The organism is Kocuria massiliensis (assembly GCF_900169715.1).
Classification (GTDB): domain Bacteria; phylum Actinomycetota; class Actinomycetes; order Actinomycetales; family Micrococcaceae; genus Rothia; species Rothia massiliensis.
On sequence record NZ_LT835159.1, the window covers coordinates 189,027 to 214,182 of the forward strand.

The 25,156-nt window shown below is 62.2% G+C and carries 24 protein-coding genes; 12 read left to right on the plus strand and 12 right to left on the minus strand.

Features of this window, described 5'->3' with window-relative positions; all coding sequences use genetic code 11:
- Positions 1 to 250: 250 nt before the first annotated feature.
- Both B9Y51_RS01110 and B9Y51_RS01115 read left to right on the plus strand, forming a co-directional pair.
- Positions 251 to 520 carry a GlsB/YeaQ/YmgE family stress response membrane protein gene (locus B9Y51_RS01110; RefSeq protein ID WP_048682299.1) on the plus strand — a complete coding sequence of 90 codons (270 nt, stop codon included), beginning with the start codon at positions 251 to 253 and terminating at the stop codon, positions 518 to 520.
- A gap of 394 nt (positions 521 to 914) precedes the next feature.
- Positions 915 to 1,430 carry a mycothiol transferase gene (locus B9Y51_RS01115; RefSeq protein WP_085528562.1) on the plus strand — a complete coding sequence of 172 codons (516 nt, stop codon included), beginning with the start codon at positions 915 to 917 and terminating at the stop codon, positions 1,428 to 1,430.
- Positions 1,431 to 1,470: 40 nt separating this feature from the next.
- On the opposite strand, the gene B9Y51_RS01120 is transcribed toward B9Y51_RS01115, so the two are convergent.
- Together B9Y51_RS01120 and B9Y51_RS01125 are read right to left on the minus strand one after the other, a co-directional pair.
- Positions 1,471 to 2,970, minus strand: coding sequence for a sensor histidine kinase (locus tag B9Y51_RS01120; protein ID WP_085528501.1), 1,500 nt, complete (start codon positions 2,968 to 2,970; stop codon positions 1,471 to 1,473).
- Positions 2,970 to 3,728 (minus strand): response regulator transcription factor, encoded by a 759-nt coding sequence (locus B9Y51_RS01125; RefSeq protein ID WP_048682293.1) that lies wholly within the window; start codon positions 3,726 to 3,728, stop codon positions 2,970 to 2,972. Before B9Y51_RS01125 ends, B9Y51_RS01120 begins: the two co-directional genes overlap by 1 nt.
- Before the next feature lie 195 nt (positions 3,729 to 3,923).
- Between B9Y51_RS01125 and B9Y51_RS01130 the strand changes: the two genes are divergently transcribed.
- The 3 genes from B9Y51_RS01130 (at position 3,924) to B9Y51_RS01140 (ending at position 8,203) form a co-directional block, all read left to right on the plus strand.
- Entirely contained in the window at positions 3,924 to 4,457 is a 534-nt protein-coding gene (locus B9Y51_RS01130; RefSeq protein WP_048682291.1) for a hypothetical protein, read from the plus strand.
- Between the two features lie 360 nt (positions 4,458 to 4,817).
- A complete protein-coding gene (locus tag B9Y51_RS01135) occupies positions 4,818 to 6,140 on the plus strand; it encodes a bifunctional glycosyltransferase family 2/GtrA family protein (RefSeq protein ID WP_085528563.1) in 1,323 nt (440 codons plus the stop codon).
- Positions 6,137 to 8,203, plus strand: coding sequence for a glycosyltransferase family 39 protein (locus B9Y51_RS01140; RefSeq protein WP_085528502.1), 2,067 nt, complete (start codon positions 6,137 to 6,139; stop codon positions 8,201 to 8,203). The genes B9Y51_RS01135 and B9Y51_RS01140 overlap by 4 nt, the downstream gene beginning before the upstream one ends.
- A gap of 70 nt (positions 8,204 to 8,273) precedes the next feature.
- Here the strand turns inward: B9Y51_RS01140 and B9Y51_RS01145 are convergent, their stop codons facing one another.
- The 6 genes from B9Y51_RS01145 to B9Y51_RS01170 form a co-directional block, all read right to left on the minus strand.
- Positions 8,274 to 8,882: a TetR/AcrR family transcriptional regulator gene (locus B9Y51_RS01145; RefSeq protein WP_048682285.1), complete on the minus strand. Its 609-nt coding sequence runs from the start codon at positions 8,880 to 8,882 to the stop codon at positions 8,274 to 8,276.
- 93 nt (positions 8,883 to 8,975) lie between these two features.
- A complete protein-coding gene (gene argE / locus B9Y51_RS01150) occupies positions 8,976 to 10,250 on the minus strand; it encodes an acetylornithine deacetylase (protein WP_085528503.1) in 1,275 nt (424 codons plus the stop codon).
- Between the two features lie 318 nt (positions 10,251 to 10,568).
- The gene (locus B9Y51_RS01155; RefSeq protein WP_085528504.1) at positions 10,569 to 11,090 is read right to left on the minus strand and encodes a flavin reductase family protein; all 522 of its coding nucleotides are present in this window, start codon (positions 11,088 to 11,090) and stop codon (positions 10,569 to 10,571) included.
- Positions 11,091 to 11,266: 176 nt separating this feature from the next.
- Positions 11,267 to 12,691 (minus strand): UDP-glucose dehydrogenase family protein, encoded by a 1,425-nt coding sequence (locus tag B9Y51_RS01160; protein ID WP_085528505.1) that lies wholly within the window; start codon positions 12,689 to 12,691, stop codon positions 11,267 to 11,269.
- A gap of 164 nt (positions 12,692 to 12,855) precedes the next feature.
- Entirely contained in the window at positions 12,856 to 15,231 is a 2,376-nt protein-coding gene (locus B9Y51_RS01165) for an HtaA domain-containing protein (protein WP_085528506.1), read from the minus strand.
- Between the two features lie 100 nt (positions 15,232 to 15,331).
- Positions 15,332 to 16,066 carry a LysE/ArgO family amino acid transporter gene (locus B9Y51_RS01170; RefSeq protein ID WP_085528507.1) on the minus strand — a complete coding sequence of 245 codons (735 nt, stop codon included), beginning with the start codon at positions 16,064 to 16,066 and terminating at the stop codon, positions 15,332 to 15,334.
- A gap of 79 nt (positions 16,067 to 16,145) precedes the next feature.
- On the opposite strand from B9Y51_RS01170, the gene B9Y51_RS01175 reads away from it, so the two are divergent.
- Complete coding sequence (locus B9Y51_RS01175) at positions 16,146 to 17,063, plus strand: ArgP/LysG family DNA-binding transcriptional regulator (RefSeq protein WP_048682271.1); 918 nt, start codon at positions 16,146 to 16,148, stop codon at positions 17,061 to 17,063.
- A 50-nt stretch (positions 17,064 to 17,113) separates the two neighbouring features.
- Here the strand turns inward: B9Y51_RS01175 and B9Y51_RS01180 are convergent, their stop codons facing one another.
- Entirely contained in the window at positions 17,114 to 17,968 is an 855-nt protein-coding gene (locus B9Y51_RS01180) for an MBL fold metallo-hydrolase (protein ID WP_218189189.1), read from the minus strand.
- Between the two features lie 216 nt (positions 17,969 to 18,184).
- Here B9Y51_RS01180 and B9Y51_RS11270 point away from each other — a divergent pair, with 216 nt between their 5' ends.
- On the plus strand, positions 18,185 to 19,597 hold the full coding sequence (locus tag B9Y51_RS11270; protein WP_245826016.1) for an amidase: 1,413 nt from the start codon (positions 18,185 to 18,187) through the stop codon (positions 19,595 to 19,597).
- Positions 19,598 to 19,605: 8 nt separating this feature from the next.
- Complete coding sequence (locus tag B9Y51_RS01190) at positions 19,606 to 20,049, plus strand: TetR-like C-terminal domain-containing protein (protein ID WP_238651073.1); 444 nt, start codon at positions 19,606 to 19,608, stop codon at positions 20,047 to 20,049.
- A 17-nt stretch (positions 20,050 to 20,066) separates the two neighbouring features.
- On the opposite strand, the gene B9Y51_RS01195 is transcribed toward B9Y51_RS01190, so the two are convergent.
- Positions 20,067 to 21,683 carry an FAD-dependent oxidoreductase gene (locus tag B9Y51_RS01195; protein WP_158088225.1) on the minus strand — a complete coding sequence of 539 codons (1,617 nt, stop codon included), beginning with the start codon at positions 21,681 to 21,683 and terminating at the stop codon, positions 20,067 to 20,069.
- Between the two features lie 218 nt (positions 21,684 to 21,901).
- Here B9Y51_RS01195 and B9Y51_RS01200 point away from each other — a divergent pair, with 218 nt between their 5' ends.
- A complete protein-coding gene (locus B9Y51_RS01200) occupies positions 21,902 to 22,450 on the plus strand; it encodes a YceI family protein (RefSeq protein WP_085528511.1) in 549 nt (182 codons plus the stop codon).
- A gap of 132 nt (positions 22,451 to 22,582) precedes the next feature.
- Positions 22,583 to 23,269 (plus strand): hypothetical protein, encoded by a 687-nt coding sequence (locus B9Y51_RS01205; protein ID WP_085528512.1) that lies wholly within the window; start codon positions 22,583 to 22,585, stop codon positions 23,267 to 23,269.
- A gap of 21 nt (positions 23,270 to 23,290) precedes the next feature.
- On the opposite strand, the gene B9Y51_RS01210 is transcribed toward B9Y51_RS01205, so the two are convergent.
- Together B9Y51_RS01210 and B9Y51_RS01215 are read right to left on the minus strand one after the other, a co-directional pair.
- Entirely contained in the window at positions 23,291 to 23,566 is a 276-nt protein-coding gene (locus tag B9Y51_RS01210) for a hypothetical protein (RefSeq protein ID WP_085528513.1), read from the minus strand.
- Positions 23,567 to 24,022: a cell division protein CrgA gene (locus tag B9Y51_RS01215; RefSeq protein ID WP_082156828.1), complete on the minus strand. Its 456-nt coding sequence runs from the start codon at positions 24,020 to 24,022 to the stop codon at positions 23,567 to 23,569.
- A gap of 211 nt (positions 24,023 to 24,233) precedes the next feature.
- Between B9Y51_RS01215 and B9Y51_RS01220 the strand changes: the two genes are divergently transcribed.
- Positions 24,234 to 24,986 (plus strand): class E sortase, encoded by a 753-nt coding sequence (locus tag B9Y51_RS01220; protein WP_053090011.1) that lies wholly within the window; start codon positions 24,234 to 24,236, stop codon positions 24,984 to 24,986.
- 7 nt (positions 24,987 to 24,993) lie between these two features.
- Entirely contained in the window at positions 24,994 to 25,155 is a 162-nt protein-coding gene (locus B9Y51_RS11195; protein ID WP_048682249.1) for a hypothetical protein, read from the plus strand.
- Position 25,156 lies beyond the last annotated feature (1 nt).

The following is a 25,156-nucleotide window of genomic DNA, read 5'->3' on the forward strand; positions in this document are numbered from 1 at the left end:
AGAATTCCGGGAATTGATTACTTTTCCGGAATATATGCCAAACGGCTCGCCGAAAATTCGACGGGCCGTTTGGCCTATATGAGGGCCTGCGCAACCAGCGGCAGATTGCCGGGGAAACGCCGTGACGGAGGCTACAAAAATATTAAAATTGAAATCCGTGATTCCGTGTGACCAGGTGGGTCATGCTGGGTACAATTTGTTCTGAGCCAACACGGAAAATTCATTCACACCTTTTGAAAGGGAATTGACCATGAATATTTTTAGCTGGATTATCATCGGACTCGTTGTTGGAGCGTTGGCAAAGCTCATCATGCCGGGCCGTCAGGGTGGCGGGATCATCGTCACCATGATTCTCGGTATCGTCGGAGGTTTGCTGGGTGGTTGGCTTGGCAAAGTGTTGTTCCACGTTCAGGGAAACGGCTTCTTTTCTCTCACCACGTGGATCCTGGCGCTCGTCGGATCACTCATCGTGCTGTTCATTTGGGGCCTGATCTTCGGTCGCAATAAGAACCGCGCGTAGTCATGCGACGGACTCACGATGAGCCGTGAGTCACGACGACTCGTGAGAAAAGCGGGGCGGCCCTTCTGGGCCGCCCCGCTTTGTCATAACACTCACCGAGGAGCCTCGCCGTAGAGTGCACAGAAGGTCTCTTTAAAAAGGGCGGGGCCGGCTCAGTAATCAGAAGATTCCGAGCCGACCCTGTGCCCGGGCAGGTGTCGCGTACAAGAACTCTGCCCGGGGTCACCCCCGAACGGCTCTTGAGCCAACACGCCGCTCGAGCGAAACTGACTTTACGCGGGCATTAGGCTTCCGACAAGGCAAAACTCGGTATTTTTGGCCACAGAATCTCACTTTTTCTGGCCCCCTTGCTCGATGGGTGACCGACGCCGGACTGAAGCGTATCGTCGAAGTCATGGACGCGATTTCACTGCTTACTGACCTGGCCAAGAGGCCCTCCGAATCGGCCGCACGGCTCAAAGAACATGCGACCCCGGAGATGCTCAACGAGCACCCGGGGGATCACGACAACTCGATGGCCTGGTTGCTGTGGCATACCGGCCGCGAGATCGACGAACAGGTCAGCGAGCTGTCCGGCCGTGAGACGGTGTGGACCGCTCAGGGCTTCGACGAACGCTTTGGCCTGGAATTGGAACCTCACGAGCTTGGATACGGGCATAACCCGGAACGTGCCCGCTCGATCGTCGTCGATGATGTTGAGTTGTTGTTCGAACACCTCGACGCCGTGATCGCCGCGGAGCTGGAGTACATCGGCACGCTGACCGAGGCGGATCTGGACGACGTCGTCGACGAGAACTGGGACCCGCCGGTAACGCGGGGTGCGCGCCTCGTGAGCGTCTCCGAGGATGCCTTGGAGCATCTCGGTCAGGCCATGTACATCACCGGTATGAAGCCGACCGCACAGGGCTAAACCCTGCCGATCGGAGGGCCCGGCTCCATGTGGGCCACCCTCATTCGACGGAAGAGGCGAGGGGTAGCCGGACCTCAAATTCCGTGTGACCGGGGCGCGAGGTCAGTCCGATGGTCCCGCCGTGCGCTTCGACGAGGGCTTTAACGATGGCCAGTCCGAGGCCCGTGGTGCCTTCTCCACCGGATCGAGCCTGATCGGCTCGGGCGAAACGGCCAAATATTTTGTCCTGAAAATTCGGGTCAATGCCCGGGCCGTTATCGGTCACGGTGAGGACGGCGTCGTGCCCATTGGCCGAGGGGCTCAGTGCCGTCGTGACCCGGGTCCCCTCCTCCGTGTGTTTGCGTGCATTGGAGAGCAGGTTCAGGAGAATCTGCTGGACCTGTCGCGGGTCCGCGCGCAGCGTGATTGGCTCCGCGGGCAACTCCAGGCGCCATTCGTGGAGAGGCGCGGCGACCTGGATGTCCGCGACGTTTTCCACGACCAACTCCGTCAAATCCACGGTTTCCCAAGCAGGTTCGCGTCCCTCATCGAGCCGGGCCAGTAACAAGAGGTCGTCCACGAGCGCGGCCATACGTTGCGACTGCGAATCGATCCTCTCGAGGGACGTGCGGCCCTCGTCGGTGAAGTTCTCGGTCCACTTAAGGAGGTCGGAATATCCCCGAATTGAGGCCAGGGGAGTCCTGAGTTCGTGCGAGGCGTTCCCCACGAATTCCCGCATGTGGTCCTCAGACTTCTGGCGGGCGGTGAGCGCCGACCCCACGTTGTCGAGCATCTGGTTGAAGGCGTGGCCGACGGCGCCAACTTCGGTATCACTTCGGGCGTCTCGGGGGCTGACTCGGCTGGCCGCCGGGAGCTGACCGGACTCGAGGTCGAGTCTCGATACGCTGGTCGCGACCGCCGACACACGCTCGAGGGGCTTCATCGTGCGTCGAATGGCCGCCGAGCCCATGATGCCGGCCAACACCAAGGACGTCCCTGAAACTCCCGCCATAATCGCGACGAGGGATTTGAGCGTGTGATGCACTCCCTTCAGCGGCAGACCGGTCACGACGATCTGCCCGGTGGGATCGGTTTCGGCCACCACGAGGTAGTCCCCGCTGGTCAGGTCGACGTCCTTTTCCTCACCAGGCCGAATCGCGCGCAGGGCGCTTTGGTCTTCCGATGTCAGGTTCTGAATCTCCCCGCCGGAGTCCAAGATTCCTCCCGAAAGGAACCCCTGAGTTGAGAAGCGGGCGTTGAGCGTGCCTGCGGCTTGACCTGGCGCGTTCAGGGGATTGGGCGGGGTTCCGGCGTTTGCCCCCGTGCCCTGGCCGGGTCTTGTCCCCGAAAAGCTCGTGGCTCGGTGCGACGCCTCGGAGAGCTGACCGTGCAGCTGGCCCTTCAACGTGGCATTCATGGCCCCGTAACTCACTAGGCCAATAGCCAGGCAGGCGAGCCCGAGGAAAAGCATCAGAAGCACGATCAACCGAGTCCGCAGACGCCATCCGGCGGGGTGCCAGGCTGGCGAAGGATGGTGTTCCTCTCGCGTGGACGGACTCATCAGGCGACGGGCTTGATCACATATCCGGCGCCACGGACCGTGTGAATCATGGGTTCGCGGCCGACGTCGATTTTCTTGCGGAGGTAGGAGATGTAGAGCTCCACAATGTTCGCCTGTCCGCCGAAATCGTAATTCCACACGTTGTCGAGAATCTGTGACTTGGAGACGACGCGACGCGGGTTCTCCATGAGATACCGAAGAAGCTCGAATTGCGTCGCGGTCAGTTGAATTTCTTCGCCGGCACGGGTTACTTCGCGGGTGTCTTGGTTGAGGACGAGGTCGCCGACGACGAGTTCGGCGTCGTCGGCGACGGCGATACCTGAGCGCTGCACGAGGCGGTGCAGGCGGATCATGACCTCTTCCATGGAGAACGGTTTGGTCACGTAGTCGTCGGCCCCTGCAGCGAGGCCTTGGATGCGGTCGTCCACGGCGTCCTTCGCGGTGAGGAAGAGACACGGGACCTCGGGCAAGAACTGGCGGATTCGCCCCAAGAGTTCGATGCCGTCGAAGCCAGGCATCATGATGTCCAGGACCAAGACGTCCGGATTGAGACGCCGTGCTGCCTCAAGGGCGCTCGGACCATCGCCGGCGTGCTGGACTTCCCAGCCGATCATGCGCAGACCCACGCTGATGAGTTCCGCCAACATGACCTCGTCATCGACGACGATGGCTCGGATGGGGCTACCGTCTGGATGCTCCAAAACGGGGAGGTTCTTGGCGATTTCGGCGGGGGTTGACGTGCTCGACGGGTGGCTCATGTTTCACAGACTAGTGGTTTTACGTGGGATTTCGAGGGCTGAGAGGCCCAAAACGGCCAGGTCACAGCCCTATCTGCGAAAGGTCACAGCGCACACATAAGTGCGCGAACCAGGCTCGAAAGAACATCGGGTGCTCCACCCTCGGAAAGTGCCACACCACTTTCCGGAGCCTTGAGATTGACGAAAGGACCTTCGATGACCGACCACGATCCCACTCCAACGGGCGGATCCCACCGCCATCCACGCACCGCGCGCATCACGCGGCACACACCGTATCCATCCGCCACCGTAGGCCAAGGGCCGGTGTGGGGTGCGCCCGCCTCCGAATGGAATGAACACCGGGAACCACGGCCCGATCGATGGACGACCAAGAAGACGTTGGCCACGGCGGCACTCGCCGTCGCCGTGACCGGAACCGCGACGGGCGCGGCCTTTGGGCTCTCCTCAACCGGCTCGTCGACCAGCGGAACCGACGCGAGCCATGGGATGGGGCAGACCTCACCCCAGCAAGGTTCCGGGCAGACTGGAACGGAAGGTCAGTCACCTGGGACAGCGGAGGGTGGTGAGAACGGTTCGGGTCAGAACGGTTCAACCTCGGCGCCCGGAGGCCAATCCGGGGAGAACGGACAGGCGCCACAACCCGGTGAAGGCGGAATGACCGGGCAAAACGGGGAGGCTCCTCCCACAGGCGAGGCGGGAGGTACACCGCCGGGTGGAACCTCCGAGTAGGCAAAGATGTCACCGGGTGGAAATACCCGTGAGGAAACGTGTAAATTTGACGACGAACGATGCGATCTGCGCCAGGGTGCGATAAAATGATGGTGTCGTTGACAAAACGTGTACCGACCGGTTGCCGCGTCGGTACGTTCAGACCCCCCGAGCCCTCTCCCTAGGGCCTAAGAAGCTTTCAGTTTCTTAAGGTACGCTCGGGGTCGAAGAGGCCCGTGTTTGTGGTTGTGGTTCCCCCAAACACGGGCCTCTTCTCTTTGTCCGGCCGCTGAGTGCCCTAGATTCCGAAAATTTACTCTCACAGCCCCACCACAGCCAGGCCAAATGGCCCACAAAAATGGCTCAACGACCGTGGTGGTCATGACTACTTCACCCAGGCACAACACCACGACCGCCGAGCGAGGCGCCCACCTGTCACATCCCGGCGAGCAGCCGGGTCATGAGGCGAACCCCGGCCTTCCGGCGGCATCCAGAGTGACGGATATCGGGCGCGATCCCATCGACGTCGACGCCGCCACGACGGTTCTGGACGTGACCATTCCGGTCTTTAACGAAGAGTCCGACCTCGAGGCGTGCATTCGCCGTTTGTCCGGATACCTTGCCGAACACAGCCCGTATTCCTATTCGGTGACGATCGCCGATAACGCCTCCACGGATAGGACGCTGGTGATCGCGGAGCGTCTTGCCCGCGAAATTCCGCCGGTGCGGGTCGTCCACCTGGATCGTAAGGGCCGCGGCAACGCCCTCCGCTCGGTGTGGTCGAATCCCGCGGCGTCGATCCTCGTGTACATGGACGTGGATCTCTCAACCGACCTCGCGGCCCTCCACCCGTTGATCGCCCCTTTGCTCACTGGCCACTCCGACCTAGCGATCGGCACACGGTTGGCCCGAGGGTCGCGTGTGGTCCGAGGGGCAAAGCGGGAATTCATTTCTCGTAGTTACAACCTCATGTTGCGAACATTCCTCGGGGCGCATTTTTCCGACGCGCAGTGTGGCTTCAAGGCGATTCGGGCCGACGTCGCCCGGCGTCTCATCCCCCACACCGACGACGCCGCATGGTTCTTCGACACCGAGATGTTGGTTCTCGCCGAGAAAGTGGGTCTGCGCCTCGCCGAAGTGCCGGTGGACTGGACCGATGATCCGAACAGCTCGGTCGACGTCGTGGGGACCGCGATCGACGACGTCAAAGGGATGATTAGGCTCTCGGTCGCGATGGCCACCGGGCGCATACCAGTCTCGGCCTTGCGCGAAGAGCTCGGCAGGGGCACCATCGCGGGGCAGACGAATGGGCTGTTTTCCCAGGTGGTCCGGTTCGGGGCCGTGGGCGTCTGCTCCACCCTGGCCTACTTGGTGATCTTTTGGGCGTTTCGACAGGTAGCGGATGCGCAGTGGGCCAATTTTGTGGCCCTCCTCGTGACGGCCGTGGCCAATACCGCCGTGAATCGGTTCTTCACCTTCGGTGTGACCGGACGACAGGGCGCGCTGGGGCATCACGTTCAGGGGTTGGTGGTGTTTGGCCTGGGCTGGGGCCTGACCGCAGGTGCCCTATGGGGCCTGCACCGTGTTGGCACTCCAAGCGTTCCCCTGGAAACGGCCGCACTGATCGTGGCGAACCTCGCCGCAACGCTCATGAAATTCCTGCTCTTCCGGTGGTGGGTTTTCAATCCGAAGGATCATGCATGAGCGCCCCAACGACTGCACCCCACCTCGTGACCAAACCCCAATCCCAGGAGCCTCCGAACACCATGACGCATCGCACTCGAACCTCCCGTCGGTGGGCACTCTTCACACCACGGGACGGCGACCCCCGCTGGGCACGGCCCGCGGTGGCGCTGATGATGATCGGTACCGCGGTACTTTATCTCTGGAATCTGACCATCTCTCAGTACGGAAACTCTTTCTATGCCGCGACCGTTCGGGCCGGAAGCTCGTCGTGGACGGCGATGCTCTTTGGCTCACTCGATGCCAATAACGGCATCACGGTGGATAAGCCGCCGGCCGCATACTGGATTCCCGCGCTGTTGGCACGAATTTTCGGTTTCAATTCCTTCACGGTCCTCTTTCCTCAAGCCGTGATGGGCATCGCGGCCGTCTGGTTCCTGTATCTCGCGGTGCGGCGAACCAACGGCACGGTCGCGGGGTTGATTGCGGGCACCACGATGGCCGTCACTCCGGTTGCCGTGATGATGTTCCGCTTCAATAACCCCGATGCCATGCTCACCTTGTGCCTCGTATTGGGCGCCTATTTCACGATCCGCGCGATTCAGTCCGGACAGACGGGGCGTTCCCGATCTGGGTGGTGGATGTTCGCCGCGGGACTCGTGATTGGTCTGGCCTTCCTGGTCAAGATGTTGCAGGGATTCATGACGATCCCGGCCCTCGTGGTGGCTTTCGCGGTCGCGGCGCAGGCCGGATGGCTTCGCAAGATTCGCGACGTCGTCATCGCCGGGATCGGTGTGTGCCTTCCCGTGGGCTTGTACGCAACGGTCTTCGCCCTGTGGCCCGAAGGATCCCGGCCGTACATGGCGGGAACCAACGGAAACTCTTTCTGGGAATTGGTGATGGGCTACAACGGTCTCGCGCGAATCCTCGGACAATCCGGTGGGGGCGCCTCTGAACCGGGCGGCTCCGCTGCTGCGCCAGAAGCTGGAGGAACGGCCACCGACGCCGCAGGCGCCGCGATGGGAGGCGCACCGGGTGGCGGTGGTACCGGTTTTGGTGGCACCACGGGAGTGCTGCGCATGTTCAACTCGGGCTTTGGCTCGGAGATTTCCTGGCTCATTCCCGCGGCCGTCATCATGATGATCGCGGGCCTCTGGTTCACCCGGTTCGCCCGCCGCACGGATCTCACGCGCGCGGCTCTCATCCTGTGGGGCGGCTGGCTTGTAGTCAACGCCGGAATCTTCTCGTTCATGGAGGGCACGATCCATCCGTACTACGTGGTGGTGCTGACCCCGGCCATCGGAGCACTCATCGGCATCGGCGCGGTGGAACTCTGGAAGGGTCGAGCTCATTCATCGGTTCGGTGGGTACTGAGCATCAGCCTGCTCGCCACAGTGGTGTGGGGATTCGCTCTCATGCAGCGGCAGGCACCCGATTGGTTGCCGTGGGTCCGGTGGATCATGCTGATTGGCGGATCGCTGACCGCTGTCGCCTGGATGGCTCGTCTCGACGAGATTGGGGTGCGCGGCCTTCGCAAAGGTGGCGTGATCCTGGCCTTGGCCGCGTTGATCTTCGGCGGGCTGGGGGCCACCTCGTGGGGCGTGGCCACGGCAGGTAACGCCCACTCCGGTTCGATCCCCACCTCGGGTCCCGCGGTAGCCTCCACACAAGGTGGAATGGGCGGACCTGGAGGAATGGGCACCGCGCCAGGCGGAAGCGGGGACGCAAGCCAAAAGGGCGGCGGCGAGACGAACGCCGAACTGACCCAGCTGCTGAAGAACGCCGGGACCAAGTACTCCGCGGCGACCATTGGCGCTACGGGAGCGGCCGACCAGATGCTGGCCTCTGACACCGAAGTCCTGGACATCGGTGGGTGGATGGGATCGGATCCGTACCCCACGCTGGATCAGTTCAAGACCATGGTCCAAAACGGGGACATCAAGTACTTCGTGGCCGGTGGCATGGGTGGCGGCGGAGGCGCGCCGGGCGGAAGCTCGTCGTCCTCAGCAATCCAGGAGTGGGTTGCCGCTCATTATCAGGCCAAGACGGTAGGAGGTTCGACCGTGTACGACCTGTCTGCCTGAATCCCTCCTCAGAACGGTGCGGCCCCGGCGCTCTGGTGAGTGCCGGGGCCGTCGTCTGTCACAGGGTGGTCTACTTCAGGTGCTCGTCCATGTTGAGCACGCCGCCCCACGCGAATCGAATGAGCACTTCGCTGAGTTTCGTCTGCTCCTCTTCGGTCTCGGCGGCGCCGATGATCTTCACCGCTTCCAGGACCGCGCTCATGATGGCGTGGGCGCAGAGACGGCACGAGGCAAGGTCCGTGAATCGAGATTCCTCGCGCAACACGTCGGTGAGGGTATCTACGAGTCCGTCGCGGAGCGAATTAACACGTTGGGCGACGTCGGGCCACTTCAGCATGTCGGATTCGAAGAGCAGCTTGTAGGCATCTGGTTGCGTGACCACGAGTTCGGTGAGCACCCTGATGGTTTGCTCGGTCCGTTCGTAGGATGTGAGGTCGCCCGCGCGCAGAGGGGTGAGAGCCTTGTCCAGGAATTGCTCGGTGCAGTTCTCGACGACGCTGAGGTAGAGGTCGTCCTTGCTCTTGAAATAGCGATAGAGGAATGGCTTGGAGAGCTTCGCGCCGTCGGCGATCTCGTCCATGGTGGTGTTGTGGAACCCGCTCCGCGCAAAGATCTCTCGGGCAGTGTCGATGATGCTCTTGCGGGCTTGTTCGTCGTCCGTGCGCCGTTTCCGGGGCATGTCCAACTCCTCATTGTGTCTCGGTTCGAATCCGCCTCGGCGCCTCGCCTCGTCATCGTGACGCGCTCGCCGCAGAGGTTCGTCTGGTCCTAGTTAGTGGTCTACGGCGGTCTTCTTGAGAAGAGTCGCCACGAATTTCTCACAGGCATCGATCTGGGTCAGTTCGACCCACTCGTTTTCCGTGTGGGCCTGTGCGATAGACCCTGGGCCGCAAACGATGGCGGGAATACCCGCCGAGAAGTATTGGCCGCCTTCCGTCCCGTAGGAAACGTGTGTGGATTCGCCGCCGCCGTCGAGGACCGCTCCCAGCTCCTGAGCGAAGGCGACGATGGGATCTTGCAGATCGGTCTGGAGCGCCGGCACCTTGGCGAGAATCTCGAAATCGACGCCGACCTGCGAGAGGGCCTTCTCATCCGCTCCGCCGAGGCCACGCACTCGCTCGACGTCGGAGCGGAGCTTCGGTTCGATCTCGTTGCGCAGATACTCGCGAATGGTCTCAGCAAGCTCTTCCGGGGAAGTCTCCGGAACGATCCGGAAATCGTATTCCAAGACGCACCGGTCCGCGACAATGTTGTACGCCGATCCTCCGCGCGCCAGATTAACCCCACCCGTGGTGTACGGGATGTTGAAGCCTTCCACGTGCGGGCCGTTCTCGCGCAGGTCATCCGTGAGCTGGTTGAAGAAGTGGATGAATTCGCCGGCGTATCGCACGGCGTTGATGCCCTGAGGCGCCAGCGAGGAGTGTTTGGGGACGCCGCGGAAGGTGAGCCGCCCTCGTTGCGGAGCCTTATGCGCCACCACGATATTCATCAGCGTCGGCTCACCGACGATGGCGTATCGAGGACGGATGCCCCGGGAGGTGAATTCCTCGATCATTCGGGGTGCGCCGAGACATCCGAGCTCTTCGTCGTACGTGAATGCATAGTGGATGGGCTCGCGAAGATCGGTTTCGACGAAGCGCGGCAACATCCACAGGGCCACGCCGATGAAGGATTTCATGTCGGCCGCGCCCCGGGCGTATAGCTTGCCGTCGCGGATGGTTGGCTCGAAGGGGTCGGTGTCCCACGGTTGGCCCTCGACCGGCACCACGTCCGTGTGACCCGAGAGGACGACGCCGCCAGAGGTGGATCCGTCGGCTGCCGGGATCGTAGCGAAAAGGTTGGCGCGCTCGCCGTCGTCGGAATAGGTCCGGTGGGTCGGGATGTCGAAGCGAGCGAAGGCCGCCTCTAGGTACTCGATGAGCCGGAGGTTGGAAGTTTCGCTGATCGAGTCGTGGCGCAGGAGATCGTAGATCGTCTCCAGGGAGGCGGGGGCCTCACGGTTCGTCGAGTTGCTGTTCAGTGTCGTGGATTCCTGATAGTCGCCCATGTCACCAGCCTAGTCGGAGCCTACGTGCGGCATTCGTTTGTTCCTTAGGTCGGTCAACACGACGACGTGAAACGCGAAAGAGCTGGGTTGCCGCGCACGAGACCGCATCGATTTGGGGGGATGGATGCCGCCAGTGAACTCCGAGGCTTTTGAGCGGATGGTCTATGGGGGTCTCATCACGCTGCAACGGATTGCCGCACTTTGTGTCTCGACAACCCAGCCAAGTCAAAGGTAGTGGGGGCGATTGGTGCAGGGCCTCTTTATTTCAAGAAGTTAAGCAGGATGGTCCAATTTTTATATTGGACTCGAAAGTAGTCTTTAGATCATGTACGAGTGATCACCCAGTGAGTGGAAGGCCCTGCGGTGGTACACCAAGGGGGTTCCCGGGTCCTCGTTGCGCGAGGCTTCGAGGACCTCCGCCGTGAAGACGAGGGCCGGTCCTGCTTGGGCCTGAGTAAGGGTGCGGCAGCGCAAAACCCGGCTGACATCGGTGAGCAACGGCTCGCCGGTCGGAAGAGTCTTCCAGTTCATGGCGTCCCCAAATCGAGGGGCCCCGTGGGTCGCGAAAACCTTGGCGAGCTCGACGTTTTCGGCATCCAAAAGGTGCACCAAGAATGTTTTTGCATCCGCGATATACGCCGCGGAACCTCGTCGGGCGGCCAGGGAAAAGCCAAGGATTGCCGGGTCCGCCGAAATGGAGGAAACCGATGACGCCGTGAGCCCAACCGGGCCTTGATCGCTGTCCGCGGTGATGATCGCTACGCCTGCCGGGTGGTGTCCGAAAATTTCCTTGAAAATTTCGGTGATCGTGTCCTGGTTCTCTGGACTCGCCTGAGTCATCGATCGTCCTTTCAGCGGTGCTCCGTGCGCGCGCAAGGTATGCCTTCACGGTCACGATAGATCGGCCGACGGAGTGGCCTCACGGTGAGTCGGATTCTTACGCCCCGTCTCTGAATGTGACTCGATTGTGAATCCGAGTCACGACGGGGCGCTCACTCACCCTGTACCGCTTGAGGTTACCCGGCGGGCAGCTCCGAGGGGAGTGGCGATGCTGCCGGGCGTGGGGACGGGCCGTGGCTGGCAGGCACGACCGGGTCGAAGGGCATGCCGGGGACGGCGGTCCGTCGACCAATGGAGGAGTAGCTGAATCCTGCCTCGGCGACTCGTGCGGGCTCGTAGAGATTCCTGCCGTCGACGATGACTCGTCCCTTCATGCGGGAGGCCAGGAGGTCGGCATCGAAGACTCGGAATTCTTCCCATTCGGTGCAGATCGCGAGGGCGTCGGCACCGGCGAGGGCGTCAAAACTACTGTCGGCGAAGGTGATGGCTGCCGCGTCGTCGCCGAGGGCTGCCCGGAAGGTCTCCGCAGCAACGGGGTCGTAGGCCCGGACGTTGGCGCCGGCTTCGATCAAGGAGCGCACGAGGGAGAGGGAGGGCGCTTCGCGAACGTCGTCGGTCTTGGGCTTGAAGGACAGCCCCCAGACGGCCACGGTCGCGCCGGCCATGTGGGGCATGGCTTCGGTGAGTTTGTGGAACATCGCGGATTTCTGGTGGTTGTTGACGCCGTCCACGGCTTCAAGGATGCGCGGCTGGCATCCCGTGGTGCGCGCGGTGTGGGCGAGGGCCGCGACATCCTTGGGGAAGCACGAGCCACCGTAACCGGCTCCGGCGTAGAGGAATTTGTAGCCGATCCGTGAGTCCGAGCCGATGCCCACACGGATTTTTTCGATGTCCGCGCCGGTGGCTTCGGCGATGGCCGCGATTTCGTTCATGAAGCTGATCTTGGTTGCCAGCATCGCGTTGGCGGCGTACTTGGTCATCTCGGCCGAGGCGATGTCCATCGCGAGGATCTTCTCGTGTTGCCGATTGAACGGTTCGTAGACGTCACGCATGGTGCGTTCGTCCAGTGCGGAGGAAGTGCCGATGACGATCCGTTCTCCGTGCTTGAAGTCCTGGATCGCCGCCCCTTCCTTCAAGAATTCCGGGTTGGAGCAGACCGTGACGCGGTGGTCGACGCCGCGATGGGCCAGGCCCGCGTTGATGATGTTCTGCACTCGATCCGCGGTGCCGACCGGAACGGTGGATTTATCGACCACGAGGAGTTGGTGGTCAACGAGACGTCCGACGTCGCGGGCCACTGAATCGACGTAGCGAAGGTCCGCGGATCCATCCGAGCTTTGAGGGGTGCCGACGGCGATGAAGGCGACCCGCGCCTCGGCCAAACCGTCCGCGGCGGAAGTGGTGAACTCGAGTCGGCCCTGGTTCGCGTTGGTCCGGATCATCTCGTCCAAGCCAGGTTCCCAAATGGGGCAGATCCCTGCTTGAAGGGATTCGACGCGTCGTGGATCGACGTCGATGCACGTGACGTGGTGGCCGCCGTCGGCCAAACATGCACCGGTCACCAGACCGACGTAACCGGACCCGAAAATTGCGATTCTCATACTCAGCGTCCTTCGACCGTGGGAGAACCCGCCGCAACGGATTCCTCATCGATCCACGGTAAACGCGTGGACACTACGCGGAGTTGAACATCCCGTGACGAGCCGCGGAAGCTCTCACGACGATGTGGCGCGCCGGCCCTCCGCGGGACGGCGCGCCACGGGCGTCACCTCAGGTTGTTCCGTTTGGCGTGACGGCCGATGTACCGGGCCTTGTGGGAGAGCAGGATGCCACCGACCACGGCGGCGACCGCCGTCGCGAGGTACATATCGATACTCGCCGCACCCGTTCGCGCCAATTTTTCTGCCGCGAGAGCCCGTGCATTGGGGGTCGGTTCGGGGGCTGGCTCAGGAGCTTCGACCGCTGCGTTGACCGGCGCCGGCTTCTCCTCCTGAGGCGCTTTGTTCTTCGGGGCGGGAGTGGGCGGCTTGGGCGACGGCGTCGGTGCGCTGTGCACCACGGCAGGCACCACGGTCTCCGCGGGAGCGGGGCTTGGCTCGGGAGCGGGCGTCACGGATGGCGTGGGGTTCTCCTCCGGGGTGGGCTTCGGATCCGGCGTCGGCGTCGCATCCGGTGTGGGACCCGTGGAGTGTTTCACCTCAGGTTCCGATGTGGGCGTCGGGGTGGCATCCGGTGTGGGCTCGGGCTTTGGTTCTGGGGTGATGTCAGGCGTTGGCTTCGCGTCCGGCGTCGGCTTCACCTCGGGTTCCAGAGAGGGTTTGGGCTCGGGCTCTGGCGCGGGCGCTGGGGTCTGATTCACCACCTTGGTGAGGTGGAGGATGCTGTTGTATTCCTTGTCCTCGATCATCGTGGGGACGATGAGGTCGCCGTTATCCAGCCGGGCCGCCACCAGATTCTCGCGATTCGTCTTGCCCATATTCGGCACGCTGAGAGTGGAGAGGACCTGTCCGTCAGGCGTGGACCAGACCAGCTGGCTATGCATCGCATCGACCGTAACGACCTGGTCTCCGTCGAAGAACATCTCGGCAATCTCACCCGCCTCGCCGGAGGGTGCGCCCACCGGCCGGACCACCGAGAAGGCGCCGTTGTCGTAGGCAAGACGCTGTGTTTTGGCGTAGCTGCCGTACATCGAGTTCCAGCGAAGGATGGTCTGACCGTCCGACGTCAGACCCCTTAGATCGACGCCAGCATCATCCGCCGGCGTGCTTTCGGCAACTTCCGTGACCGGATTGGCTCCCGGGGCGAAATGTAGCAGGCGGCCCCTGTGGACGACGTTGCCTTCGGCGTCGTACGTGCTGGAGCCTGGAGCGTAGAGGAAGGTTCCGTCGTTCAGGGCCACCAGGGAGCGAGCGAAGCGAGTGTAGCGATCCCCGTAGTAGCTGCCGGAATCCAGGGTTGTGCCGTTCTTGCTCAACTCTGCCAAGCGAGGTGAAACCACCTCGGGCCGCGGGAGCTGATGCTTCTCGACGGTGCCATCCTGCGAGATCACGAAGAGGGATGCCGCGCCTTTGGGGCCAACGCTGAGGAGGGCCACCTTCTGGTTCATGGGGTTGTACCCCATGGCGAGCGGTGTTTCACCGGCGGTGTCCAGGGCGCTGAGGGCGCCGAGATGTGTGAGGTGCCCTGAGGCATCAAGCCCGATCTTTTCGACCGCGCTGCTTGCGGAATTGTACGCATACAGGACTCCGCCGGCACGGTCGGCGGCCAGGGGGAATCCGGAGGATGAGGGAACCTCGAGCGACGAGGTTGCCTGCATGCTCTGATGATCCACGGAGGTGAGCCGCAAGGGTGCGTCGCCGAACTTTTGGCCGGTAGCGTGCACCACCGTGTTCTTAAGGACGACGACGCGGTTCACGGCGGAGACGTCAGCCCCCGAATCCCAGGACGCACCCACCAAGAAGGGAGAGGCCGCGAGGTCGAGGGGCTGGCCCGCGTAGCTGAAGGAGAGTGGTGCCAACGGGGCGCCCTCGTTGTAGAAGTCAGAGAACGCGTGCGCGCCGGCGCGGGTCAGGGTGGCCTCCACGTTCTTTACGGACACGATGCCGGCGTCGGTGGACTGGGTGGCACCTTTGAGCCCGAGCTTTGCCATCACCACTTCGTGGGGGCCTTCAGTTTTTCCGGACTGGTAGTTCCGGGTGGTCACGGTGAAGGACAGTGTGGATTCGCCGTTACTATCGATGACGAGTTTGGGGTTGGCAAAGGTCAGGTTGAGGGCGCAACTGCTGACGTCCTCTGGGGCGTTGCAATGGCTCGTGAACTGCACGAACCCGCGTCCACGAATCTCGAGACGGTGGGAATCACCGGTGACGGATTCCTGGGGGAAGCTGTACACATGATCGTGCTCGGTGACTCCCTCACCCACGGCGCGGTGACCGCCGACGTAGGAGATGAAAGACGGACGAAAGCCCCAATGCAAGGACTGGGCTGCTGCGTTGCTCTGCCCTGAGCCGACGGATAGAGGCGCGGTGGGTGCCGGAACCTGATCCGCGAGAGCGGGGGCGGCGGGGAGCGCGAGCGATCCCAAGAGAACGGCTCCACAGGCCAGTGTGATGGGTTTGAGGTGCGAGACGGGCGATGCCACAAGAAACCTTTCCAGATTTTAAATGAGGACAGGTTAAATATAAATATAGTGAACCCTAATTTCTAGGGTTTTGTGGCCCGCAGATCGCCGTCATGTCGGCCTAACCGAGGATCAGGTGCCCCGCTAGGAAGAACATAATGAGGGCGATGATCCCGTCAAGAATTCGCCACGTTCCTGGGCGGGCAAAAAGCGGGCGCAGGAGCCGAGATCCCAGACCGAGGGCGAAGAACCACACGGTTGATCCGAGAACGGCCCCGATGAGAAAAATCCAACGGCCGGTCTCTCCCTGCTGGTTGCCGATCGAGCCGATCAACACCATGGTGTCGAGATACGTGTGAGGGTTGAGGAAGGTCATGGCCGCGCAGGTCATGAGAAGCGCCATGACCGTTGGTTGTTTGGTCTGCTTCTTGGTGGAGGTGTGTTTCCGAACCGCGACGCCGACACCGCCCGTATGAGTCTCGCTCGCCTCGTCGTCGGCCACCTCCGGGAGGCTCGCGTTGGGGCCGACGGCGTCTTCGGCGGTCACCACGAGGGCTTCGCCGCTCGGCCAGATGGCCCGTTTTGCCGCCATGGCACCGTAGGCGGTCATAAAGATCACCCCACCCCAGAGCAGGATGGTCTGCACCCAGGGCGCCCTTTCGACGATGTATCCCATGCCGCCGATGCCCGCGGTGTAGAGGAGCGTGTCTGCGAGGATGCAAAAAATGATGAGCGGCAGCATGGGGCGACCCATAATCCCCTGTTTCAGGAGGAAAGCGTTTTGGGCACCGATGGCCGTGATGAGGGCAAGAGTGGTGCCCAGGCCCAGAAGGATGAGGGAGAAATCGACGGTCATGACTCCAAGCTAGGGCGTTCGCTGAATACAGTACAGCTAAACTATTTAAGGATACCTAAGCTGAACTTATGATAGGCGCATGAGGAGATTTACCGCCGAACAGTTGAGGACCTTTGCGACCGTGGTGGAGGAACAGACCTTCGAGGAAGCGGCGCTCGTGCTGAGGGTCTCGGCGTCGGCGGTGTCGCAGCGGATTAAGGCGATGGAGCAGTCTTGCGGCCAAATTCTGTTGCGGCGATCCAATCCTGTGGAGCCGACGGATCCGGGCCGTGCCGTGCTTCGGTTGGCCCAACAAATTGAGTTGCTGACGGTCGAATCGGAGAGGGAGCTTGCCGGCGAGGATCGAGCGCGTCGTCTGTCCATCGCAGCGAATTCGGACTCCTTGGCCACGTGGCTTCTGGATGCGCTCGCAAAAATCCCTCGTGAGGAGCGTATTTACTGTGAAGTGCGCCGGGAAGATGAGCGACATTCCTCGGGTCTCTTACGTTCTGGCGGAGTGATGGGAGCGCTCACGGTGGACCCACAGCCCGTCCAGGGATGCTCGGTTGAGCTCCTAGGGTCGACGCGGTACGTGATTGCCGCCGCTCCCGATTACGTGCGTCATTACTTCCCTGGTCTTGAGAAAAGGGGAGGCGCCATGAGCGAGGAGCAGTTGCGGTTGGCCCCCTTGATTCAGTTTGACCGTAAAGACGTGATGCTCGAAGACATGGCCGTGCATCTGGCCGAGGCGTACGGACTGCGCCCACAACAGGATGCGCCGCGAATCTATATTCCCTCGTCAACTCAGTACTATCGGGCCGTGCTCCTCGGAATGGGGTGGGGTGCCGTGCCTGATCTTCAGGCGGCGGACGCACTGGCCGATGGCTCGCTGATTCCGCTGGTCGATGAGCCGATAGATCTCCCGTTGTATTGGCAACGTTGGACGATCGATTCCCCCGCCCTGCACACCATCACGGAGGCTATTCGGGAGACGGCGTCGGAGCGGCTGCGGCAATAAGCGGGCGGGGCTCGGTGCGTCGTCCCGGCGGAGGCTTGGGTCGATACGCCTTAACCCCGTGGATCGAAGCGGAACTTCTTTCCCTCGGCTCGGACATACCCGCCTGAAGGTGCCGGAAAATGCGATCCCAGAAGGAGAATCTGTTCCTCGGCTGCCCAGGTGAGGAGCTTGAAGCGGGTCGATGCCGCCTGGTCGGCATTGATGTCAACGCTGGCGTTTATCTCGGGGTGTTCGAGCTGGATCGAGTGATGGAGGGCGTCCCCGGAGATGATGGCCTGTTGGCCTTCAGAGTGAATCAGGACGGAAAGATGACCCGGCGTATGTCCGGGGGTGGGGATCAGTCGCACCTCGGATGTGATGTCGAGACCCTCGGGTGGTATCCGTGGCGTTGAGAGCATGTCTCGCTCTTCCAGCGGCTTCACCGAATCGTCAATCATCACGGCTCGGGCCGCTTCCACGTCAGTTGTACTCCAGTACTCCCGCTCAGCGTGGCTCATTAAGTACGTTGCCCTCGAAAAGGTGGGCACCCATTCCCCGTCAGACCACGTTGTGTTCCACCCGACGTGGTCGGCATGTAGGTGAGTGAGGAGGACCAAATCCACCGTCTCGGGGGCGAAACCGGCGGCCGTGAGGCGTTCGATATATGGGGTCTCGAGGCGGTCCCACGCGGGATTGTCGCGTGTTTTGGCGTTGCCGATGCCAGTGTCGACGACGATCTTGCGCCCCTGTGACGTCATGGCGAAGGAATGCGTGCCGGATGCTATGCCTCCCGTGCGCGTTTGATGCCCATTAACGGAAATGGATTGGGGGTCCACGTTGGGCAGCAGCCACCGGCCGATCTCTGCTGGAAGTTGAGTTTCCTCAACTCGGTGGATTGAGACGTCTCCGACGGTCCAACGGTTCATAACTTCCATCCCCTTAAAGCAAAATCTTTGCGTTAAGAAACTGTAAGTGCATAGACTCCATAACGTCAACGATCAACGGCTCGAGGCGGGAGTGTCATAGTGGAGGCGCGCGAACAGGTTGCTCAGTACATGCAGGATGTCGTCTCTGGTGTACGGAGCGATGAGGGGTTGGAGAACACGTCCTCAAACAATGAGGGGCGCTTCGGCGAGAGCTCGATGAGGTCATCCAGGCCGGGTCCTCGTGCCAGATTCCTGAGAGCCAGAGATGCCTGGGAACGGCACGAAAATCGGGTCCATGCCTGGGCTGCAACTGACTATGATGCTGCGGAGAAGCGGTCGGATCGCTTGGAAGAAGCCGTCCGACATGGCGATTCACCAGGGGAATTGGCGGGCTGGACCGTCGGCGTCAAAGACATTATCGACGTCGCAGGGTTCCCGACCCGCAACGGCTCGGAGGTACCTCCGCGCCATCCCTCGAAGGATGCGTCATCGGTGCAGAAGCTCAAGCGCGAGGGTGCCAATATTCTCGGCAAGACCGAAACCCACGAATTTGCCTACGGGCTCATCACACCGCAGACCACCCATGCCTTTCGACCGGATCGAATTGCTGGTGGCTCGAGCGGCGGTGCAGCAGTCGCGGTAGCCAACGGCTCTGCCGAGGTGGCGTTGGGAACCGATACGGGCGGATCGGTGCGAGTTCCGGCCGCCCTCAATGGAGTTCTCGGCTTCAAGCCGACTCATGGACGTCTTGCGTTGGACGGCGTGACCCCACTGTCGCCGACTCTCGACCACCTTGGCGTCATCGCCTCGACTTGGGATGGACTCGAGGGGGTATTTAGCGTCTTGGACTCGGGGAGCGATGTGCCGGTGGCGTCGTCACATGGGTTGACTATGGGGTATCCGCCATTGACTCGGGAGAGCCACGTTCAGCCCGACATCGCATCCGCTCTTTCTGAGTTTCTGCGCGTTGGCGACGGCGCTGGTGCAACGAGTCAGAAGGTCGAACTTCCCCTCTGGGATAAGGTTCCGGCGATCCACTACGGAATTATGGGCCCGGAAGCCAGTGCTGAGCATGCGTTTCTCAGTCCCGAGGATCGTTCACTCTTGGGGGAGGAAACCCGTTCCCTGCTCGACGGCGGCCATACCATCCCGGCTACGGATTACCTCCACGCCCTCCGGTGGCGAGAGGAGATGCGGCGGCTTTGGGTCGAGCTCTTCAACTCTGTGGACGTGCTCGTCTTGCCCACCACTCCTGTGGTCGCCCCATATCGAGGTGAGGGGGAAATCCGTTGGCCCGACGGGGCGGTCGAGTCGGTGACGGATGCACTGGTGCGGTGGTGCGTACCCGCAAATATCACTGGCCTCCCCGCCCTGACTATCCCCTTCGGGTGTGACGCCGAGGGTATGCCGATTGGTCTCCAAGTGGTGGGCCCTCCAGAGTCGGACCGGTGGTTGCTGGGTACGGTGCGGCAACTCGTGGAAAAATGGTCCTCGTCGACCACGACGACGGAGGAGGCAGGGTGGCCCCGAAAACTGGACCTCGACCCGGAGGGCGAAGCGCTCGTATCCAAGCGACCGTCCACAATGCAACGCGAGAATTGCTCACTCGACGGGATCGGGCGGAGCTGAGCGTTCCCATGATCGCTGAATTCGCGGGGGTGACTCCTTCTACGATTTACCGGCGATGGGGTAACCTCGATGCCCTCTTCTCAGACGTGGCCACGGAAAATCTCCGACCGGAGCAGTCGCCCGAAGACCGTGGATCTTTCGAGGCCGACATTTTGGCCTGGGCCGAAGCATTCGCCGAAGAAATGGCCAGCAATTCCGGGCGGGCCATGATTCGAGATGTACTTTCCGGTGGCGAAGAAAATGCAGGAACCTGCTCCGACTATGCTGCGGATCAGATTGACGTCATGCTTGAACGAGCGCGTGCGCGCGGTGAATCCGTCCCGTCACGGGAAAGGGTGGTCGACGTCATCGTTGCACCGCTCATGTACCGCATCCTCTTCCGCCCGCACATTCCGGCAAACACGGAAAATCTGGTCGGTGAGCTGATGCGAGCCGCACCAGAAGAACGTTAGCTGCGCCTTGGGAAGGGTTAGTGCGCGAGATAGTCCGCCGCAGCCTCCCCTGCGATGCGCCCCGAATTGAAGGCGAAGGCGAGGGTCAAGCCGTCGATTTGTGGGTAGGTTCCGCCGTAGAAGCCGGTGGCTTCATTGCCTCCCGCGAAGAGTCCAGGTACGGGAACGCTGTGCGCATCCAGAACACGCGTGCGCTCGTCGATGCGGATGCCACCCAAGGTTCCACGAACCGTGTTCACCACCTTGACCGCATAGAACGGTCCCTCGGACACCCCGTGCTGGAGTACCTGTTCGGGGGAGAAGAACTCCTCGTCGCGGCCGGTTTCCACCGCATGGTTGTACCGATCCACGGTGGCCGCAAACTCCTGTGCCTGGAAGCCGACGGCGCCGGCCAGTTCCTCGACGGAAGTCCCCATGTAGGCAGATCCGCAGTCCACGGCCTCGCCGAGGGCTTCAACGAGTTGCGGTTGCGCGGGGGTGCCTTCGGTCCCGGGAGGTAGAGGAGCACCGTGATCCTCAGCGGGAGATAGGTGGGGGAGGCCGTCCGTAGCGAGCCTTTCGACGGTTGCGGAGTCCAGGATCATCCAGAACTGCCCGCCTTGCTGCTGCACGGCGGAACCTCGGTGGCCAAAACGGTAGGTCACGGCCTCATCCACGAACCGTTTGCCCGCTCGGTTGACCCACAAAAGCGGCAGGTTGGCCAGAACGGCGAGCGATCGGGACGAGAATCGACCCGGAACCGTGAAGGCGGGAATGTCCAGGGCGACGTCGTCGTCCGCCACGCCACCGGCGGCCACCGCAATCTTGCCGCCCGTTCCCACGGCCTTGCGTTCTCCGGTGAAATGCATCTCGGAGGCCGGGATGGAACCGAGAACTCGCTGCACGAGATCGTGATCCCCCACAAAGCCGCCCGTTCCGACGACGACGGCGCGCGTTGAGATGTCCACCAGGATCGGGTCCTGGTTCTCGTCCGAGGCGATGTCCTTTTGGGCCTCCTTGCTGAGGGCCGTCCTCGTGGACAAAGGGGCGCCGGCGTCGGTTTTCTCGGCGCGAATACCCAGGATTTCGCCTTCCTCGCCCGTGACGAGGTCGGTTGCGGCGGTCTCGGTCAGTAATACCCCGCCCATTTCCGCGAAGGAAGCGAGCATCTTCTTGAAGCCGCCGAATTTGGAAACGTAGCGGTGGTACGTGCGGGCTTCCCGGTGGGCCGTGAGGATGCCGGTTTGGGCTGTCACCAGGCCGTGGTGCGCGCCGTCATGCTCGGCCAGGGTGGTTTTCAGGCCGTGCGAGGCCAGCCACGACACGGTATCGCCGGAGCGCCCCACGATCTCCCGGACCAGCTTTTCGTTGCAGCGGTGGCGGTTGTACTCCGTGATGGCGTGGAAGGCATCGCGCGCAGAGAAGGTCTCTCCGGCGTCGCGCTGGGCTTCGGACTCGTAGGCGGCGAATCCCGTGGCACCGAACATCGCGGCGCCTCCCGGGCGATTGCCCTTCTCCAGGAGTACGACCCTCACGCCTCGCTCCGCGGCGGCGAGGGCGGCGGCAATCCCCGTGCCGCCTGCTCCAAGGACGACGAGGTCTGCCTCGTGCTGCTCGGCATCGTCGCGCGGCTCGAACGTGAGTTCGGTAGTCACTGATCCTCCATCAATTTAGGTTTACCTCACAGGGTAAAGGGAAAATCGGCGCTCCAACAGGCGCGCGGGAGTCCGTGAAGCCATCGGGTCACGCGGAGACCACATCCGTCACGTTCTTGCAGTGCCCGTCTTCTTCGTGAATGTGGGAATAGGATTGCCAAGCAAAAGGTTTACATGTAAAGTAAAAAACGAACGTACAGCACGAAAGGATTCATCTCATGACCTCATTCAACGAACTCACCCCCGGCACCTGGAACTTCGACCCCACTCACTCCGAGGTGGAGTTCACGGTTCGTCACGCTGGCATCTCGAAGGTCCGCGGTAACTTCACCGACGTTTCGGCGGAGCTGACCGTGGCAGAGCCCGCCGAGAACTCCTCGGTCAAGGCCACGGTCCAGATGGACTCGATCGACACCCGCAACGCGGACCGCGACGGCCACGTCAAGGGCGGCGACTTTTTCGACGTCGAGAACTACCCGACGATGACTTTCACCTCGACCTCCATCGAAGCCGACGGGGAAGATTTCACCCTCAACGGTGATCTCACGATCAAGGGTGAGACCCGCCCCGTCTCCTTCAAGGGCGAATTCGGCGGCGTCGCCGTGGATCCGTTCGGTGCCACGCGCGCCGGCTTCTCGGCCACCACCACGATTTCCCGCAAGGACTTCGGCATCACCTGGAACGCCGCACTGGAGACCGGCGGCGTGCTCGTTTCGGATAAGGTCAGCATCTCCCTGGACGTGGCGTTCACCGCTCCCCAGGCCTGATCTGCGCCCCTCCCTCGGACACTAACCCTCCCCACCGTCTCCACGGTGGGGAGGGTTTTTGCGTGTGGGGTGGCGACGTCGCGGGGTGCGCTACGGCCGGAGGAGGAAACCCAGCGGCAAGGGAAGAGGCTCATGACGACGCTCAAGGAATGGTCCGCGGCTCACCGGGCGTGGGTCGACGAATTCGTGCTCACGTTGCGCTTGGCCGGTGCCGGCCCCGCGCAGATCGCCGACCTCCTCGCGGATGCTCACGAAAAGAGCGACGAACGGGGTCAAGGCCCCGAGCCGACCTTCGGGGACCCCGTGGGTTACGCGGCGAGTCTGGGGTATCGGGTGCCGCGTCGGGATTCCAGTGCGATGCTGCGCGTCGCCCTGCCCGTGGTGGTGCAGGTTCTTCTGCTGATGATCGGAAGCTATGCCGTGCGGGACTGGATTCTCGGTCACGACGTCGTCATTAACCTCGCCACGCTGATCTGCTGGGTGGTCATGGCGGCCATCGTCTTTGTCGTGATGGCAACCTCGGCGTGGGGGAGTACGGCGATCTATCGTGTGGGGGTCTTCGCCGCCGTCTTTGGGGTGGCGATCATCGCCGGGGCCGCGGGAGTGGTGCTTTCGAGGAGGGAAGACCTCCCCGTGGTGTTCACAGGGACGCCGGTGCTTCTAGCCGTCGTCTCGCTGGCCGGGGTGCTGGGGATCGCGGTGTTTTCGACGGTCAAGCTCGTCAGGGCGTCCACTCCGAGGCGGGCCTGGGCATTGCTGTTCTGGCTGGTTCCGGTGTTCATGGCCTTCGACGCCGGATATACGGCGTTGGTCGGCTAAGCGGCGCCTACCCGGGTGCCGCTATGACGTGAGCTTCTGAACCACGAAATACACGGCCGGGATCAGCACCAGAAGAGCCAAGGCCCAACGGCGGATTTTGGTTTCGGCCTTCGCCGCGCGAATATCCGGGCGATCTTCGCGTTTTTCGGTTGGGTCCGATTGCCCCTCGGGAACGTGAGGGGCGCCGAGAGGCCGGTTTTCGCCGGCAGGGCCAGCCGTGTTCTGGCCGGTGTCCTCCGGCGCCGAACCGTCCCCGCGCCGTTGCTCAGGGGATGTATCCGAAGGTTCGTCAGGCACCTAGCGCCACCTGGTCGTCATGATCAGGCCGATCATCATCAGGCCGATGCCCACCGCGATGTTCCAGAAGCTCAGGTCCGGAATCGGCAGGGTCTGGTCGGAGATGTAGAAGGTCATGATCCATAGCAGCCCAATGATCATGAATCCCAACATGATGGCGATGTACCAGGTCGGCGTGGGGGAGGCCTGGCGGAGGTTTGAGCTCATCTCGTCGGCAATACGCTGGAGGCGTTCTTCCTCGGCGGTCTGGCGCTTCTTCTTTTCCTTAGCGCTCTCGGGGCGCTCGGCGGACGACTCGTCGGCGACCAGTGCCGTGGTGCGGTCCGTCTGACCGACGGCGTCACCTTCCGCGGCGTCCTTGGCGCGGCGTGAACCGAATCGGCGACCGCGCGATTTCTTCGTCGAAGACTCCTCGGTGACGAGGTCCTTTTCGCCGGTATTCTTCTTCTCGGCCATATGTTCCTCCTGAAACTTCCGCGGGACGTGCTCGGCGGTATCCCCTACACGCTAGAATCTTGTGCCGGGCGGCCCCTATCGTTTTGGCCGCATACCCGATTGTTGAGTCTAACTAATCCGTCTGGCACATGCCCCCACAGGGTGTGGATTCACAGTGTGAAATCAGCGAAGCCAGAGGCGCAGTTTCCGCTGCATCCACTGGGAGGTCAATGTGGGCTCTTCTCGAGAACGGCGTCGTGAGCTGAAAGGCCGACGACGGCCGCGCGGTCCCCTGGGGTGGGTCCTGCAGATCCTGGGTGAATTGCTCATCACCGCAGGTCTCGTCGTCGTGCTCTTTGTGGTGTGGCAGTTGTGGTGGACCAACATCGCGGCGGGTCAGGCCCAGGCCGACGCCGTGAACGACATGAAGAGATCCTTCCAGAGCGCCACCCCGCAACCTGCGCCGTCAAACGGTGAACCTCCGGTGGCGCAGGCCCCGGACCATGGCGGTGCCATCGGCATCGTCTATATCCCGCGTTTCGGTGCAGATTATGAGCGGCCCGTGATGCAGGGAACGGGGACTGATGTTCTCGACACTCTCGGTTTGGGCCACTACACGCACAGTGCCATGCCGGGCGCCGTCGGGAATTTCGCCGTCGCCGGGCACCGCCAAACCAACGGCAAGGTTCTCGATCAGATCGACAAACTCGTCACCGGGGACAAAATCTATGTGCAAACCGCTGACGGCTATTACACCTATACGTTCCGGAATAACGAGATCGTGATGCCCAGTAATACCGGAGTTATCGCGCCGGTGCCGGGGCGCCCGGGGGAGCAACCGAAGGACAGAATCATGACGCTCACTAGCTGCAACCCAAGGTTCGGCTCCCAGGAACGCATCATCGCCTACGCCGTCATGGATGGCTGGCAACCCAATTCGGCCGGGCCGCCTGCCGAAATCGCCGGCGCCGTGGGAAAGGGCTGAACGCATCATGTACGGATGGATTTTTCGCCATTTGCCGGGGCCCCTGTGGCTGCGGATCGTCTTCGCGATAGTCTTAATTGCCGCGGCCGTATGGGTGCTCATGGAATATGTGTTTCCGGTGGTCGCGCAGTACAGTCCGTTGAGCCCCGACGTGACCGTGGATGAATAGG

Excerpts from the sequence above, each read along its gene's own strand:
- B9Y51_RS01110 (WP_048682299.1), top strand. The coding sequence starts at position 251 with ATGAATATTTTTAGCTGGATTATCATCGGACTCGTTGTTGGAGCGTTG.
- B9Y51_RS01115 (WP_085528562.1), top strand. The coding sequence starts at position 915 with ATGGACGCGATTTCACTGCTTACTGACCTGGCCAAGAGGCCCTCCGAA.
- B9Y51_RS01120 (WP_085528501.1), bottom strand. The coding sequence starts at position 2,970 with ATGAGTCCGTCCACGCGAGAGGAACACCATCCTTCGCCAGCCTGGCAC.
- B9Y51_RS01125 (WP_048682293.1), bottom strand. The coding sequence starts at position 3,728 with ATGAGCCACCCGTCGAGCACGTCAACCCCCGCCGAAATCGCCAAGAAC.
- B9Y51_RS01130 (WP_048682291.1), top strand. The coding sequence starts at position 3,924 with ATGACCGACCACGATCCCACTCCAACGGGCGGATCCCACCGCCATCCA.
- B9Y51_RS01135 (WP_085528563.1), top strand. The coding sequence starts at position 4,818 with ATGACTACTTCACCCAGGCACAACACCACGACCGCCGAGCGAGGCGCC.
- B9Y51_RS01140 (WP_085528502.1), top strand. The coding sequence starts at position 6,137 with ATGAGCGCCCCAACGACTGCACCCCACCTCGTGACCAAACCCCAATCC.
- B9Y51_RS01145 (WP_048682285.1), bottom strand. The coding sequence starts at position 8,882 with ATGCCCCGGAAACGGCGCACGGACGACGAACAAGCCCGCAAGAGCATC.
- argE (WP_085528503.1), bottom strand. The coding sequence starts at position 10,250 with ATGGGCGACTATCAGGAATCCACGACACTGAACAGCAACTCGACGAAC.
- B9Y51_RS01155 (WP_085528504.1), bottom strand. The coding sequence starts at position 11,090 with ATGACTCAGGCGAGTCCAGAGAACCAGGACACGATCACCGAAATTTTC.
- B9Y51_RS01160 (WP_085528505.1), bottom strand. The coding sequence starts at position 12,691 with ATGAGAATCGCAATTTTCGGGTCCGGTTACGTCGGTCTGGTGACCGGT.
- B9Y51_RS01170 (WP_085528507.1), bottom strand. The coding sequence starts at position 16,066 with ATGACCGTCGATTTCTCCCTCATCCTTCTGGGCCTGGGCACCACTCTT.
- B9Y51_RS01175 (WP_048682271.1), top strand. The coding sequence starts at position 16,146 with ATGAGGAGATTTACCGCCGAACAGTTGAGGACCTTTGCGACCGTGGTG.
- B9Y51_RS01180 (WP_218189189.1), bottom strand. The coding sequence starts at position 17,968 with ATGAACCGTTGGACCGTCGGAGACGTCTCAATCCACCGAGTTGAGGAA.
- B9Y51_RS11270 (WP_245826016.1), top strand. The coding sequence starts at position 18,185 with ATGAGGTCATCCAGGCCGGGTCCTCGTGCCAGATTCCTGAGAGCCAGA.
- B9Y51_RS01190 (WP_238651073.1), top strand. The coding sequence starts at position 19,606 with ATGATCGCTGAATTCGCGGGGGTGACTCCTTCTACGATTTACCGGCGA.
- B9Y51_RS01200 (WP_085528511.1), top strand. The coding sequence starts at position 21,902 with ATGACCTCATTCAACGAACTCACCCCCGGCACCTGGAACTTCGACCCC.
- B9Y51_RS01205 (WP_085528512.1), top strand. The coding sequence starts at position 22,583 with ATGACGACGCTCAAGGAATGGTCCGCGGCTCACCGGGCGTGGGTCGAC.
- B9Y51_RS01215 (WP_082156828.1), bottom strand. The coding sequence starts at position 24,022 with ATGGCCGAGAAGAAGAATACCGGCGAAAAGGACCTCGTCACCGAGGAG.
- B9Y51_RS11195 (WP_048682249.1), top strand. The coding sequence starts at position 24,994 with ATGTACGGATGGATTTTTCGCCATTTGCCGGGGCCCCTGTGGCTGCGG.